Origin of the sequence: Sphingobacterium allocomposti, from assembly GCF_008124885.1 — a bacterium.
GTDB classification, from domain to species: Bacteria; Bacteroidota; Bacteroidia; order Sphingobacteriales; family Sphingobacteriaceae; genus Sphingobacterium; species Sphingobacterium allocomposti.
In genome coordinates, this window is record NZ_VNHX01000012.1 from 84,401 (window position 1) to 97,117 (window position 12,717).

Below are 12,717 nucleotides of genomic sequence, written 5' to 3' on the forward strand. Positions count from 1 at the left end.
TTCCTCTTAAAAATCAGGTTTAAAATATTCCCTTTGTGTTTCAACGGGCGCGTTGTTCTCGTTCACCCTTTGCACAAAATCGCCTAATACAAGACCACTCTTTTCCATATCGGACACGAACGCTGTTAGGGCCTTTGGGTAGCTGCCATGATGTTTGGCGTAAATCTCCACGGCGCTTTTTTCGGGTTTTTCGGTCGTGAATGCCAAGTGGTGGTAAATGCTGACCTCCACGCCGTACACTTCGCCCGTATTTCCCCGACGGATATAGAACTCGTTGAAACGGGCGCGCCCCTCTTTGTTTTCAAGGCGGTTTATCGTGAAAATCTTTTTCTGTTCGGCCTCGTTGATGGAGAGCAGTTCGGCGACCTTTCTAAAATCGGCTTCGTTCTGTTGCAGTAGGATAATGGTGTCCGAGTTGTTTATGATGCTGTCCTTGATAATGGGGTTGCCGATGATGTCGTTGATCTCCTGTGTCACTTCGATGATTTCCCCCCAGAACTTCCGTACGGTTTTGTTTAGGTATAAAAGGAAATTCGCCATCATGGGCGACGAAATGGCCCGCCATGCTTCCTCCAAGATCAGCGTTTTCCGGCGGTTCTTCCGGTGGCGCATCTTTTGCACGAACAGATCCATTATTATGAGCGTGACAATCGGCAGAAGCGTCTTATTATTCTGTATGTTGTCAATTTCATAGACTATGAACCGTTCGTTGAACAGCGATTGGTCGGCATCCTCGTTAAGAATCGCTTCGTATTCACCCCCTCTGTAAAACTTCTTTAGTACAAACCGAAATTCCTCTACGTCAAAAGCTATGCTTTCTTCATTCCTTATATCTGGGATTTTCCGAACGGCAAATTCATAAAAGGAATTAAAGTCCAACCTGTCTACACGGTCTTCGATGGCCTTATCGAAATGATGGGCGTAATAGGCTGAAATGACATTGGAAATTACGTCACGCTCGACGGTGGCCACCGTACCCTCGGAACCTTTCCAGAGCAGACAGATCAACGTTATCAAGAAATCCTTTTTCTCGATGTTGTATTCTTCCTCGCTGATCGCAAAGGGGTTCATCGTGATGGGCTTTTGTTCCGAATAGGTGATGTACTTTCCTCCGTATGTACTGCAAAGACCGGAATAGGAATGCCCCACGTCCACGATCACCACATCCATGTTGTATTGCAGGTACTGCTGACAGATCGCATTTATGGCATAACTTTTACCCGTGCCACTGCTACCTAACACGAAGCGATTTCGATTTTTTATGCGGCCTGTCCTCATAACCAAATCCGATGGGTCAATCGCCACGGGCACCCCCTGACGGTCGGTAAACCTTAACAAAAACTCCGAGGGTTCGTCCGTCGGCAGCCGTTCCTTGAAAAAGAAACAGAGGGCGGCATCGGCGGTAGTCAGGAACCAATCGTATTTTTTCAGTTCCACGCCATTGCCCGGCAGGGCACACAGGAACAGCTCCAATTGGTTGTAAGCATTTCGTGAGGGAATGATCCCCTGTTGGAACAATGCGGCTTCAATGAAATTGGTCGTTTTGTCGATCTTGTCCGTATCGGCACATACGATCATGGAATAATGCGCATTTACCAATAGCTGGTTATCGCGTGCCACGTCCACCAATAAACGGTCGATGTCCTCCACGCACATGAGGTTGGCCGGATCGGGTACGCTCGAATGCCTTTTTCGTTTTACTTCAAGTTTGCCCAGCGTGATCTGTTGGTTGGGTATCTCCAATAATTGGTTATAGATAATGGTGCGATAACCGGGAACATTGTGCAGGAAAAACAGGTTGTCCACCGGAAAATCACGCATGCCGTTCGTTTCATTTTTGGCTGTAAAGGTTCCGACTTTTTCGGGCAGGTCAACCGAATCGGTGTTGACCATGCTGATACAGCGGACGGCCCGGTCTCCGATCTGCAACTCACGGTCTCCGCAGCGGAGATTGTCCAATGTGATGTGCGGCTGTTCAAACTCCACCGCGAGCACCCTGTTTACGAAACGGTTTATTTCCGCTTCGATAAGGTATGCGGGGTTAAGTGCGGCGCCGGAAAGTAGGTCAAATACTTTCGCCATGTTCTGTCCGAAAGTGGCCAGCACTTTTTTGTCATACGTGTAGAATGCCCCTTTTTTGACCAGACGGGTAACGGTCAGGTAGGTTCTGATTTCGGTATATTCCCGGCCCTCAAAATGTTCTTGGTATTTCTGTTCCAAGAACTCGGTTGCAGGTTTGGGCCGGTATTTCCGTTTGATGAATACATCGTGCTTTTGGATGATATGTCCCTCGCCAAGTATCTTGATGACGTTTAATAAAACGTGCTGGAATGTGGTATAGGCTTCGGGATCGGCACCATACTGTAAGACGGGATTGGTCAGTCGCATCACGACTGAAAAATCGCCACGGTCGCCGTACAGTATGGACATGCCCTGATAATGGTCGATACCCATATAGGGCATTTCAAAGGCTGTCTTTCTCTCTGTTCTCATAGCTGATTGATAAATGTACGGGGTGGATAAATATGCCTCGATGGCGGGTTTTGTCATGGAGACCGTTACCCTGTTTCATGAATGTATAGGCAAGTCCTGCACCCATCAGGGCAAGGGTGGCAAAGCCGCCCAGGATCAGGTTGGTCAGTGCGCCGATAAGTCCACCGATGGCCAGACCACCGATAAGGGAACCTATGCCCCAATAGATAAACTTGCCCTTGAAACCGCGGTAAATAAGGGGCTTTTGCAGCCCCTTATAGATAGGATAACGCCCGTGTGTCATACGCCAAAAAACGCTTTGATGACCACCGACACAAGTACCAAGAACAGGCAGGAACCTCCCCACGACATCAATTCCTTATTGATGTCCTGATCTCCGCTGTTCCACTTGATGTACACCCGTATTCCCCCGATCAAGCCGACGACCGCGCCGATCGCCAAAATGAGCGTCGAAATGGGGTCTACGTAGCTGGTCAATGATGATGTGGCGGCATCAATACCAACTGTACCGCCCTGTGCGAATGTTGATTGGGCCGCTGAAAGGCAAAGCGCGGCCATTGCAAACAGTTTTTTAGTGTTTACTGTCATAGAGATAATGGATAAAAAGTGAATAAAAAATGATTCGTTTGTCAGTTTACCCCGAAAAGGGCCTTTAGTGCGGCGCCGACGAGCGACAGGAACAGGCAGGAAAAGAACCACCCCATGACCTGCGCATCGATGTGGTGCTTGCCGGACTGCCAGTTGCTATACACCCGCAAACCGCCGAGCAGTCCGCACACGGCACCGATGACAAAGGCAAGGTCAGAGAAGTTGTAGTACCACGTATTTACTTCCCTGCGCACTTCCTTAAATTCCGCAAGGCCGGGTTGGGCGGTTGCGTACAGGGCAAAAAAAATGGCAGTAAGGAATACTGCCACAAAGCGGATTGGTCGCATAATGGATTTAATAAGGGATGGCTTTGGTGTACTCGATAACGTCGTTCTGTACGAGCGATACGAGCTGCTTTAGATTTATGCCTCCTGTGGATTGCAGTGGGCCGGACGAGATAACGGGTTTCCCCTCGGTTACCATAGGTTCGTTTTCTCTTTTGGATGGTTCGGGAATAACCCTTTCGGGCGGGGAATCTTCATCAAATGTCAATTCGTTTCCTCCATCGGCCGCCCGTGGAGCACGGCGGTGGATAAGCAGGTCATACAGTACGTTTAGGGCATAGTAAATGCCATAGATGGCGATAACGCCGAGCAGGAATTGTGTCCAGTTCATAGATCAAGGGTTTTAATGTGTTCTTTGATGTATCGGGTGAGTTCGGGATGGGTTTTTAGAAATTGGTGCAGGCTGTAAGATATGATCTTGGTCATGTCGATACCTTTGGCAACTTTCAGTTGTTTGAGCAGAAAAAGGGTCTTGTCGTCCAGACGGATCAATAATCTTTCCCTTCCGGCCAGCTCATGGTTTAGAATATTTTCAAACAGGCGTTCCAGCGTTTCTGCTTTTTTCTTTGGCGTATCCTTTGGTGGTTGTGCCGAGGGAATTTCATTTGCCTGTGGCGGTTTCCCTTTCCGCATGGAATCCCGAAGCTCGTCGGCAAGGCTTTTTATTCCGCTCATAATAGTTCCTCCTTAGCAATGTACTGTTCATAGATCTGGTCTAAGAGCGGCAGGATAACGGGATATAATATGATCGGTGTCTGGAATGTATTTACCCGCTGGAAGTCGATACGATCCGGCAGGCCGGGTGCGACCGTGCCAAAACCGCGCAGGACATTTTCGACTTCCGTCCGGGTTTCGTATTTGACGGTGTTCTTGATACGGTTCGGCACGAAAATCAGGGGTGCCCGCTTGTTGATCCTGCCGATGACCATTGCAAACAGCAATGTGGAGTCCACCGAAAATTCGTCAAAGGCAAACGGACAGATCACCGCATCGGCGGCGGCAAATATGGGGATCAACCCATCGTCGTCCATCTTGCCCGGCAGGTCTATCAGTACGATTTCGTTCCGTGACTTCCCCAACTTACGTTGCATTGCCGGAAAATGGCTGAGGTCGGCGGGTACGATTTCGTACAGCGGTTCATTTTCCAAGATTTTTGCTTTCTCGGCTTTGGCGGAAAGTGATTGCTGGTAATCCATGTCAAGTATCGTAACCCGCCGTTCCTGTTGCTGGGTCAGGTAGTTGGCGAGCAGCAGGGTGAGCGTACTTTTTCCGGCCCCGCCTTTTTGGTTTCCTATAAGTATGAGCATAGTGCGTGGGTTTTAAAGGTGTTGTTGATAAAGTGATGTCAACGGGTATTTGTACGGGCTTAGCGCTTACGTCTCCGGTTGCGTCCGTGGATCGCCTCGTCGTCGATGTCGTCGGAAATGTCGATCTGGATATTTGGTATCCATTGCTCCGATGTTCCCTGTACATGATCGGTATAGGTAGCGGTTTCTTCGGATGTTGATCTCCGATCTTTTTCGTTCGGTTCTGCGAAGTCGTCTTTGGCTGGTTGCACATGACCGTTTCCGGTGACTGTTTCTTCGGGGCGAGGTACCCAACCCTTTACAGTCGGTTTCTTTATATCCGCTTTAGGCGACATTTCGTTCCTGTCTTCCGACGGTGCGATAAATTCTGCCAACGGCATGAGGTCTTTGCCCTTGTAGACCATTTTCCTCGAATGGTCGATGACGGTATAACCGTATGGCGGTTTTCCGTCCTCACCGTGGAATATGATCTGTACCCCGAATTTGTCTGATAGCATCCGCGCCATTGCCGAAGTGTAGCCCGATGGAGCGGAAGATCTATTACCGGGAAGCGGGGCCGTAACATGAACGATAGCCGGATCGTGCTGGCCTCGGTACTTGGCAAAGACAGCGCGGAGCTGTGCCAGCCGACTGATGTCTTTACTGAATGTGCCGATCTTGGCGTCCACCTTTACCAAAGGCACCGTACCTTGTCTTTTGCCGTAACGGCTGATCTGATAAATTCCATCGGACAGTTTAAGCGAATAGCCCTGCGCTTCAAGTACCATCATGAATTGCGCCCGTGTGGAGAAACCATAGCTCAATGCTTTTTCGATATTCTTATCGACCTCTTGCTTTTCATCCACGCCGACTATACGGTTCAGTACTTCGTAGGCACGGATTTTCTCAAAGCTGTCGTTTATCTTTTTGCCGTCTCGGTCTACCCGTGTGGAAACGATATGGATATGGTTGTTTGCCGTGTCCTTGTGGAATACCAAGAGGTAAGGTTGTTCACCGTAGCCCATTCCTTTCAGCCATTGTTCGGCGATGGCTGTAAGTTGTTGCTTGCTATGGGAACGTCCTTTGCAGGAAATGACGGCGTGGAGCTGTGGGTATTTCGTCCGTTTACTGGCTGCGGATTGGGCTTCCAGATAATTGACGTAATCTTCTGGGCGGAGATTTTGCAGGGCCTGCAAGGCACCGAAACCCGATACTTTCATCAGTTCGCCCTTGTCCTTGTCCACTTTGTTCGTATTGTAACGCACCCCTTTGAACGTGGTTGACGGGTCAAGTATCTTAACGATCATGTCTGCCCCCTTATAAGTCTGATAAGCTGCCGGATGGACTGTTCCAGTTCCCGTTGCAACCTGATATATTCGGTAAGCAATGGGATAAGGTCACGGATAAGGACATCGTGCAGCATTCCCTGTTGTTGCAGGATATTGGCATGTCTTGCCAATTGGTTGATGTTGTTGCCGGATCGGCCGATTTCTGTACCGATACTGTCCAATAGTTTCATGACTTCCGTTGTATTGACCAGCATCTTTTTGGAATGTTGGAGCACACGGATACGCACGATGTCCGCACGGCTTAGGCCGAGTGCTTTTTCAAGTTCAAGAAACTGCGCCCGTTCAGCTTCGCTCAACCGGAGCTCAAAGCGTCGGGTACGCTGTTCATGGGCTGTGGGTTTTCGGTTTCCTTTTCTGTTTTTCATGGTGCTTGGTGGTTCAGGGTAACAGCATGTATTGTCCTGAATATTGCAAGGACGATAATATGCTAATGGTGTAAGGATGTATAGATGGTTCGCCGATGACGGCGAGCATGGTGCGCTATGCAGGAGAAAAAGGGAGTTGCGACCTTTTTCCTACCCTGGTACAGACCCGCTCCATCGGAGCCGGGCTGTTCCGGGGCAAGTTGGTTTTTGTGGGTACGGCAGAGGTACGAGAGCCGTACGTACAAAAACACAACTTGCACAATACAAAACAAAAAACAGGGGTTATACCGCAAGGGGCAAAAAAGTGGATTTTGGGGATGTTTTTCGCATATAGGTTTGGGCATGGCCGATTAATAAACCACGTTTAAATCGGTCATATATCCATATATACAGCTATCGGGATAGCTGTATATATGGATAGCTGTATATCGGCATGTGCAGTTATCTGAATATCTATATATATGGATATGTGGATATTCATATATCCATATCGCTACCTATCTGGATGTACCTATATCGGGATATATTTATATCTATATGTATTGCTATCTGCATTGCTGTCTATCGAAATATCGGGAAATACCAATATCCAGTTATCTATATAGCTGAATAACTGATTTCGACCCCTCCAAAAATCAACGCTTGGGCCCCGCCCGTTGGTGCTGTAATTCCTGCTCATTTAGGGCAGCTCTTAGCATATCGTTGTAATCCTTGTAAGCCCCATAAACACCCGAACGATCTTTGGCCTGTGGCACGGCTTCGATCAGCCTTTGTGTACACTTGCGACCGGAATCGTCATTGTCGAAATACACGTCCACGGTGGGTATGCCTTTCACTCGCTCGATGGCATTCTTTAACTGGACAATGGAATTTAGGACGATAGCGGTCGGTGCAGGATCTGGGCGGTTCACTTTAAACCAACTTAGATAGTCCATATAACCCTCAAAGAGAACGGCATGGTCTGGATTGCAGGGGATCACGGATATACCTTTCTTGCCGATACTGCTCTTGAAACCTTTGGCATTGGTAAACTCCCAATTATCCTGATCGTTCTTCCAGCCAATGGCGTAGAAAATGCTTTTATTTTCGTTGTCAAGACGGTTTCTGTAATAGATTTCGTGCAGGTGTCCATGTGCAACGTCCAATATCCCACGTTCTTCGAGGTATTTGGTCAGGACAAAGTTTCTGCCGACTGGCTGTGTTCGCACGAGTTCAAAGGTGTATCCTTTCTGCTCTTGTTCTGTGGGGGATTTCACGGGTTTATAAGCTGGTATCATGGATGCCTGCATATCGCAGGTATCCTTTATTTTATTGAGTACTTCGACAAAGGAAAGCTGGGGCCAATAGGCAAGGCCGAGCTGGACGATACTACCGCCCTGGATGCCTGTCGAGTTCGGGCCACCCCGGTCGATCCATTTTCCGCCCTCATCCCATACCGTAAGGGATGGTGTATCTTGCTTGGTTTCCCGTAGCATGCTGTGGTAAAACAGTTCCTTGCCCGTTTTCCGTACAGGATGGTGGCCGAGCCGGGCGAGAAAGTCCGAAATTGGGATTTCCCGCAGGTCGTCCACGTTTACATATTTTGACAAAAGCAAGGGTTGGAAACTAAAGTGGTATAACTTCTGTGTTTGGTAGTTTTTGGGTGAATGCTTCCGTCGCCAATTGGTATCCGTCTCTCGTTTCATCGATATAGAGCAGTACCTTTTCAAAATGGCTGGCACGTTTCAGCGCTGCGGACAAAAAATCAGGAAGGTTCAGTATCAGTACCGATGCGTAGTGCAGGTGATCATCGTTCCGTCTTTTAAGATAGTCCACATATTCGGGAAATATGGCAAGCACGGACCCGCTTACCGAAATAAAGGTCATTCCCTTTGTACCGATACAGCCTGTATAATTTTGGGCGCGCACTTCCCAACCTCCGTTTTCGTTCATCCAACCTGCGGCACAAAAATCCTTGCGGTTGCCTTTTTGGTCAATGACATAATAATAGACTTCCCGGATGTTCAGATCGGCGAGTTCCCAGAGCCCGCTTTCCATCAGAAATTCGGTTACCTCATTGTTGTGTCCCAATGGGCGGGCGCGGTCTATCTGATAATGGGGTATCTTGGTCGCTTTGCGCTTGCGCAGGCGTCTATCTTTTTTCGCTGATTGGCGTTGTATCTCACCAAGTTTTTCTTCAATCCGTCCGATGGAAAGAAGTGGCCAATAGGTACGGGCAAAGTCCATGAGGTTGCCGCCTTTGCCAAGTGAGCTGTCAAACCAGCTTTTAAATTGTTGGTTGACCGTCAGGACTATTTTGTTATTGGTTCGCTTTCCGAACACGCTGGCGTACCCAAATTCATCGCCATCTATTAGTACAGGTTCATGTCCCAATGCTTTGAGCAGGGCAACGATGGTCAATCGCTCGTCGTGCGATGTGTTGTTTTTGTAAGATGTCATAAGGATTTTATTTTGATGTGATGGATGGGTTTATAGGTAGCGCATGGCTTCGCGGGATTTGCTCACGGCTTCGATCTCCATGCGGTCGATCCTCCACGCTGCAGAGTGGTCGCCGTCCTTTCGCGGGGTAATCAGTCCCAGACCGATCCAATGGTCTACGTTTTTTCGTCCGTACCGCTTGAATGCTTCTGATTTTTTGAGGTACGGCCTGATATGGCCAGTTTTGGACAGGGCCAGTTTTGCGCCCATTTCGGCGGCATAAGAAAGCAATGTCTGCAATTGCAGCGGTGTCAATAGTATGTTCATGGCTTCTTTGGGGTTTAATGGTTTACTGATAAGGGGAAAAGGGATTTCCCATAATGGAACCGGCAACGGGCAACGAACCCGAAATGATCCGCTCTTGCCGATTATGGTTAAGTTGTCGGAGCTACCCACGTCAGTCCATACAGACCGGGCTATCGCCTGCCAATGCGCTTTCAGTATATTGGTATCGCCAAGTTTTCGGCTTACCTCACTTTCGCAAAATTTCCCGCTCCTCACGGGATAATGCTTCACTCCTCGATATCAAAGACCGTTCTTGCTCCGCTATCGCAGCGGATGCGCTTACCTGTCCGCTACGGGCAGGTAGGTGATCCGATTGCTCGAAGCCGCGACGGCTTCGAGTTCCGATCTGTCAAAAAAGATTTGGGAAGTGTCGGTAGGTTGTTGTTTGGAGATCAGCCCCTCACGGAGCCATCTATCTACATTGCTACGACCATACAGGCGGTAAGCGTCGGCTTTGGTCAACTGATCTGGAACAGGTTGTTCTTCTTTGATTGCGTTTGCTGTTCCTTGTTCGGCTGCATTTTTTAGCAGCGTTGCCAGTTCCGTGTACTTCATTCTTCCCGATGGGGTTATTTTCCCATCCGGTTACAAAGCACGAAAATGGCATAGGGCAAAAACAGTGAAAGGGGGTGAAAGAAACGTTTCACCCTTACACTAAAATGTAGGATTAAATAAAATTAAATGGGTTTTTTAGGAAAAATAAGGAGAGTGGATTTTAGCGGAGAGATTCCGCGTCCATTAAAAAGGCGAGGGAAATATCGAGCCCTTTGGCTATGGCATATAGCGTACTTAAGCCGGGGTCGGTCTGGCCTAATTCGATGTAGGAAAGTTGTCGGTAGTCAATGCCGGAAAGCTCGGCCAACTTTTCCATTGTTAGCTTTCTTTCCGATCTTAGGTCTCTTACCCGTTGGCCGAGAGCTTTAATTATATCGTCATTCCGTATGTACTTCACATAACGAAATTGCGACATAATTACCTGCTATGTTATGAAGTATATTTCATATTTAGAATTTGGTATGTTAAATTTGTGGTGATAAGAATATTTATGATTAATTTTCACCTTGTAATTCAAATCAACAGATGACATCCTCTGATTTATCCCTTACGGCATTGAACATAGATGCCGATTTCATTAAGCAAGCTAAAGGTATGGGCTTGGAAACGCTCGGAGACATTATGGATATTAAATTACCGGATTTACGAAAGAAAAAAGGGTTCAACTATATCTGGTATTCTGCTTTATTAGAGATACTGGAAAGGCTGGGGCTTCTTGAAGAATTTGAACGCAGGCAGTTATGAATCTCTGTGATTGGAAACGTTGTAATGTTCATTCAGCCAATTGACCATACCGATCAAATGCCCTTTCATTTTCTTTGCAGTGGAAAATTCCACGTCGGTTGATTTCTTTTGTAAGCTTTCGGCAGAAATAAACGGTGTTTTTGGAGTGCTGAAATGCCGGGCATAATAGGCAAAGGTCTTGCCTACTTCTTCTTTAGGTAATAACCCTTTCTCCATGAACAACCTTATGAGAAGTCCAAATTGGGCTACGGGCAAGTTTACTTGCGCACGTTCTGTTTCATCGTTAAGTTTAGTGTCTTGGATTTCCAATCGTCGTAGTTCAATTCGCTGTTGGATATATTGTTTCTTCTCCGTAAGAAGTGTCATTATCTGTTCTCTAATGGATTTATCTTTTGCCATCCATCTTGATGTACATCGTGCTGGTAGACTGCTGATTCTGTCCTCCAATCCGATTAGTACTTCTAATTGTTCATGTAAACTTGGCGTATCTATTATTACGCGGGTGCAGCACTTTGCACAATAATTAAAAAAAGCCGGGGTATTGAAATCGTACTGATACAACAGATTTTCCACCTCAATCGTGGTAAACGGCTGTAGCTTTTTCAATTCTTCCAAAATGATTGATGCATATTTTGCATCAGATCGGCTCATTCCTTGCCGTTCGATTAGTCGTTTTAACCCTCTTAACACCAACTCTCCCAATATGGGTTCAATGTCTGATTCGGCAATTATATTACGCACGATATTTAATCTTCGCTTTAATTGCATACGGATACTCGGAATCGAATATGCGGTTACGGGTAGTTCGGATAAAGTATGCTTGTCGAGCCTACCGCAAAACTCTAACAACATGTCCAGTAGGACCAACGTTTGAAGATAAAGCTGATTTACTTGTCTGGAAAAAGGATATTCTTTTCGCGATCCTGCCATAGCAACCATATAGTTATGAATTGTATTACTAACAATTGTCAACTGCAATAGGACGGCTTTTGCTTCCGGTTTGGAACGACTGATTATGTTTAAAAAATACGGTTTGAATTGTTGTGTGCTTTTAGTTAGGTCATCAAAATAGTGGGTGAGACCTGAATGATGTTTCGCAGCTTTATTTAGCACATTTGGATGTAAATTTTCCTCCAACACATAAAGCCAATTTATAAAATTTCCCCTCATAACTAATACTTCTTAATGTGACCACAATATTGAACAGATTTGAAATCAAATTAATTTTGCACATCCGAGCAACAAAAATCAGTATTCTTAAAAAGTCAAAAAGTCCTAAAATGGTCTTTTAGGACAATATTTATCTATAACATTTTGTTAATGTCTATTTTTTTATGTGGCTTAGGGCGTTTATCGGTTTTGGATGGGGTGAGTATTGTCTTGACGGTTTCTGGGCTTAGTTCTTTACCGTTTTTGTCCACAAAAGAATTTACAATAACGGCAACTAAGTCATTTATATTGCCGTCAATTAAAGGTTTACCATTGGTAAACAATTCCCTGTTTAGTTGATAGAAAATATCCACTAATTGATTAATATTACAGTTAATCTGTAGCTTGTTGAATGACATACCATTTTTATTCTTGTTCATCTCCTCGGTTGAAAACTCATTGGTCAATCGATTAAGATGTTGTATCTGATCTATCTCTTTTTGGCATTGAACAGAATAATCGGGCAATTTGGGATTGATGAAATCAATACTTGCCTGCTCATAGTCAAATTTCTCTTTGGTAAGGAACATGATTTTTTGTGTGTAGCTCTGCAAATTGTCCACTCTCTTTTTAGTTTCCTTAAATGAGAAATACCTTGTTTCACATTCTGCATTGACGTATTGCATCGGCAGTTTTGCTGCAATATGTTTATAGCCGGTCTGTTCTATTTCCTTTCGCTTGCTCTCGATAATGGTGTAACACTTCATCATCCTGCCGCGGTTTGTAGAGCTAACAAACAATTCTTCGTTTTCAGCAATTAGCTTTTCAAACTTATTAAGCCATTTTAAGGGATTTGACAGAAAATCACAATGATGGGAAAAGAAATCGGGTAATTTTGCATACGGCAAAAAAATAATCTTATTCATCAATTCCTGACAATATGAAGCATTATCTGTAATATCATCCGTTAAAATATCAAACAATGCATTCTCTGATTGCTCTTTCGGTATTACTGTCCGTTCTGGAAATTGAACTGTTGATCTTATTTGATTTTTGTTTGGCATAATTCTTTTTTGCTCGA

The 12,717-nt window shown here is 45.9% G+C and carries 17 protein-coding genes; 1 reads left to right on the top strand and 16 read right to left on the bottom strand.

The window, feature by feature from the left end; translation table 11 throughout:
• Window positions 1–6 precede the first annotated feature (6 nt).
• From BC792_RS10240 to BC792_RS18705, 14 genes are all read right to left on the bottom strand, one after another.
• Window positions 7–2,493: a TraG family conjugative transposon ATPase gene (locus tag BC792_RS10240; protein WP_148908912.1), complete on the bottom strand. Its 2,487-nt coding sequence runs from the start codon at window positions 2,491–2,493 to the stop codon at window positions 7–9.
• On the bottom strand, window positions 2,465–2,776 hold the full coding sequence (locus BC792_RS10245; RefSeq protein WP_148908913.1) for a DUF4133 domain-containing protein: 312 nt from the start codon (window positions 2,774–2,776) through the stop codon (window positions 2,465–2,467). The genes BC792_RS10240 and BC792_RS10245 overlap by 29 nt, the downstream gene beginning before the upstream one ends.
• Window positions 2,773–3,081: a DUF4134 domain-containing protein gene (locus BC792_RS10250; RefSeq protein WP_028069947.1), complete on the bottom strand. Its 309-nt coding sequence runs from the start codon at window positions 3,079–3,081 to the stop codon at window positions 2,773–2,775. Before BC792_RS10250 ends, BC792_RS10245 begins: the two co-directional genes overlap by 4 nt.
• A gap of 41 nt (window positions 3,082–3,122) precedes the next feature.
• Complete coding sequence (locus BC792_RS10255) at window positions 3,123–3,428, bottom strand: DUF4134 domain-containing protein (RefSeq protein ID WP_148908914.1); 306 nt, start codon at window positions 3,426–3,428, stop codon at window positions 3,123–3,125.
• 7 nt (window positions 3,429–3,435) lie between these two features.
• Entirely contained in the window at window positions 3,436–3,756 is a 321-nt protein-coding gene (locus BC792_RS10260) for a hypothetical protein (RefSeq protein WP_148908915.1), read from the bottom strand.
• Window positions 3,753–4,100 (bottom strand): hypothetical protein, encoded by a 348-nt coding sequence (locus tag BC792_RS10265; protein ID WP_148908916.1) that lies wholly within the window; start codon window positions 4,098–4,100, stop codon window positions 3,753–3,755. Before BC792_RS10265 ends, BC792_RS10260 begins: the two co-directional genes overlap by 4 nt.
• On the bottom strand, window positions 4,097–4,732 hold the full coding sequence (locus BC792_RS10270; protein ID WP_148908917.1) for a ParA family protein: 636 nt from the start codon (window positions 4,730–4,732) through the stop codon (window positions 4,097–4,099). Before BC792_RS10270 ends, BC792_RS10265 begins: the two co-directional genes overlap by 4 nt.
• A 59-nt stretch (window positions 4,733–4,791) precedes the next feature.
• Window positions 4,792–6,018, bottom strand: a complete 1,227-nt coding sequence (locus tag BC792_RS10275) for a relaxase/mobilization nuclease domain-containing protein (RefSeq protein ID WP_148908918.1) — start codon at window positions 6,016–6,018, stop codon at window positions 4,792–4,794.
• A complete protein-coding gene (locus BC792_RS10280; protein ID WP_148908919.1) occupies window positions 6,015–6,425 on the bottom strand; it encodes a ribbon-helix-helix domain-containing protein in 411 nt (136 codons plus the stop codon). The genes BC792_RS10275 and BC792_RS10280 overlap by 4 nt, the downstream gene beginning before the upstream one ends.
• A 635-nt stretch (window positions 6,426–7,060) precedes the next feature.
• Entirely contained in the window at window positions 7,061–8,110 is a 1,050-nt protein-coding gene (locus tag BC792_RS10290) for a toprim domain-containing protein (RefSeq protein WP_148908920.1), read from the bottom strand.
• Entirely contained in the window at window positions 8,031–8,864 is an 834-nt protein-coding gene (locus tag BC792_RS10295; RefSeq protein ID WP_148908921.1) for a hypothetical protein, read from the bottom strand. Before BC792_RS10295 ends, BC792_RS10290 begins: the two co-directional genes overlap by 80 nt.
• A 30-nt stretch (window positions 8,865–8,894) precedes the next feature.
• The gene (locus BC792_RS18595; RefSeq protein ID WP_246154978.1) at window positions 8,895–9,419 is read right to left on the bottom strand and encodes a hypothetical protein; all 525 of its coding nucleotides are present in this window, start codon (window positions 9,417–9,419) and stop codon (window positions 8,895–8,897) included.
• 48 nt (window positions 9,420–9,467) lie between these two features.
• Entirely contained in the window at window positions 9,468–9,743 is a 276-nt protein-coding gene (locus tag BC792_RS10305) for a hypothetical protein (protein ID WP_037533307.1), read from the bottom strand.
• 160 nt (window positions 9,744–9,903) lie between these two features.
• Entirely contained in the window at window positions 9,904–10,158 is a 255-nt protein-coding gene (locus BC792_RS18705) for a helix-turn-helix domain-containing protein (protein ID WP_148908922.1), read from the bottom strand.
• A gap of 110 nt (window positions 10,159–10,268) precedes the next feature.
• Between BC792_RS18705 and BC792_RS10315 the strand changes: the two genes are divergently transcribed.
• On the top strand, window positions 10,269–10,487 hold the full coding sequence (locus BC792_RS10315) for a hypothetical protein (RefSeq protein ID WP_148908923.1): 219 nt from the start codon (window positions 10,269–10,271) through the stop codon (window positions 10,485–10,487).
• Here BC792_RS10315 and BC792_RS10320 read toward each other — a convergent pair.
• Window positions 10,482–11,657: a hypothetical protein gene (locus BC792_RS10320; protein ID WP_148908924.1), complete on the bottom strand. Its 1,176-nt coding sequence runs from the start codon at window positions 11,655–11,657 to the stop codon at window positions 10,482–10,484. The two genes, BC792_RS10315 and BC792_RS10320, sit on opposite strands and share 6 nt — an antisense overlap.
• A 134-nt stretch (window positions 11,658–11,791) precedes the next feature.
• Window positions 11,792–12,700 carry a hypothetical protein gene (locus tag BC792_RS18345; protein WP_170250008.1) on the bottom strand — a complete coding sequence of 303 codons (909 nt, stop codon included), beginning with the start codon at window positions 12,698–12,700 and terminating at the stop codon, window positions 11,792–11,794.
• Between the last annotated feature and the right edge of the window lie 17 nt (window positions 12,701–12,717).

Coding starts and splice junctions, on each gene's coding strand:
- BC792_RS10240 (WP_148908912.1), bottom strand. CDS start 2,493: ATGAGAACAGAGAGAAAGACAGCCTTTGAAATGCCCTATATGGGTATC.
- BC792_RS10245 (WP_148908913.1), bottom strand. CDS start 2,776: ATGACACACGGGCGTTATCCTATCTATAAGGGGCTGCAAAAGCCCCTT.
- BC792_RS10250 (WP_028069947.1), bottom strand. CDS start 3,081: ATGACAGTAAACACTAAAAAACTGTTTGCAATGGCCGCGCTTTGCCTT.
- BC792_RS10255 (WP_148908914.1), bottom strand. CDS start 3,428: ATGCGACCAATCCGCTTTGTGGCAGTATTCCTTACTGCCATTTTTTTT.
- BC792_RS10260 (WP_148908915.1), bottom strand. CDS start 3,756: ATGAACTGGACACAATTCCTGCTCGGCGTTATCGCCATCTATGGCATT.
- BC792_RS10265 (WP_148908916.1), bottom strand. CDS start 4,100: ATGAGCGGAATAAAAAGCCTTGCCGACGAGCTTCGGGATTCCATGCGG.
- BC792_RS10270 (WP_148908917.1), bottom strand. CDS start 4,732: ATGCTCATACTTATAGGAAACCAAAAAGGCGGGGCCGGAAAAAGTACG.
- BC792_RS10275 (WP_148908918.1), bottom strand. CDS start 6,018: ATGATCGTTAAGATACTTGACCCGTCAACCACGTTCAAAGGGGTGCGT.
- BC792_RS10280 (WP_148908919.1), bottom strand. CDS start 6,425: ATGAAAAACAGAAAAGGAAACCGAAAACCCACAGCCCATGAACAGCGT.
- BC792_RS10290 (WP_148908920.1), bottom strand. CDS start 8,110: ATGAAACGAGAGACGGATACCAATTGGCGACGGAAGCATTCACCCAAA.
- BC792_RS10295 (WP_148908921.1), bottom strand. CDS start 8,864: ATGACATCTTACAAAAACAACACATCGCACGACGAGCGATTGACCATC.
- BC792_RS10305 (WP_037533307.1), bottom strand. CDS start 9,743: ATGAAGTACACGGAACTGGCAACGCTGCTAAAAAATGCAGCCGAACAA.
- BC792_RS18705 (WP_148908922.1), bottom strand. CDS start 10,158: ATGTCGCAATTTCGTTATGTGAAGTACATACGGAATGACGATATAATT.
- BC792_RS10315 (WP_148908923.1), top strand. CDS start 10,269: ATGACATCCTCTGATTTATCCCTTACGGCATTGAACATAGATGCCGAT.
- BC792_RS10320 (WP_148908924.1), bottom strand. CDS start 11,657: ATGAGGGGAAATTTTATAAATTGGCTTTATGTGTTGGAGGAAAATTTA.
- BC792_RS18345 (WP_170250008.1), bottom strand. CDS start 12,700: ATGCCAAACAAAAATCAAATAAGATCAACAGTTCAATTTCCAGAACGG.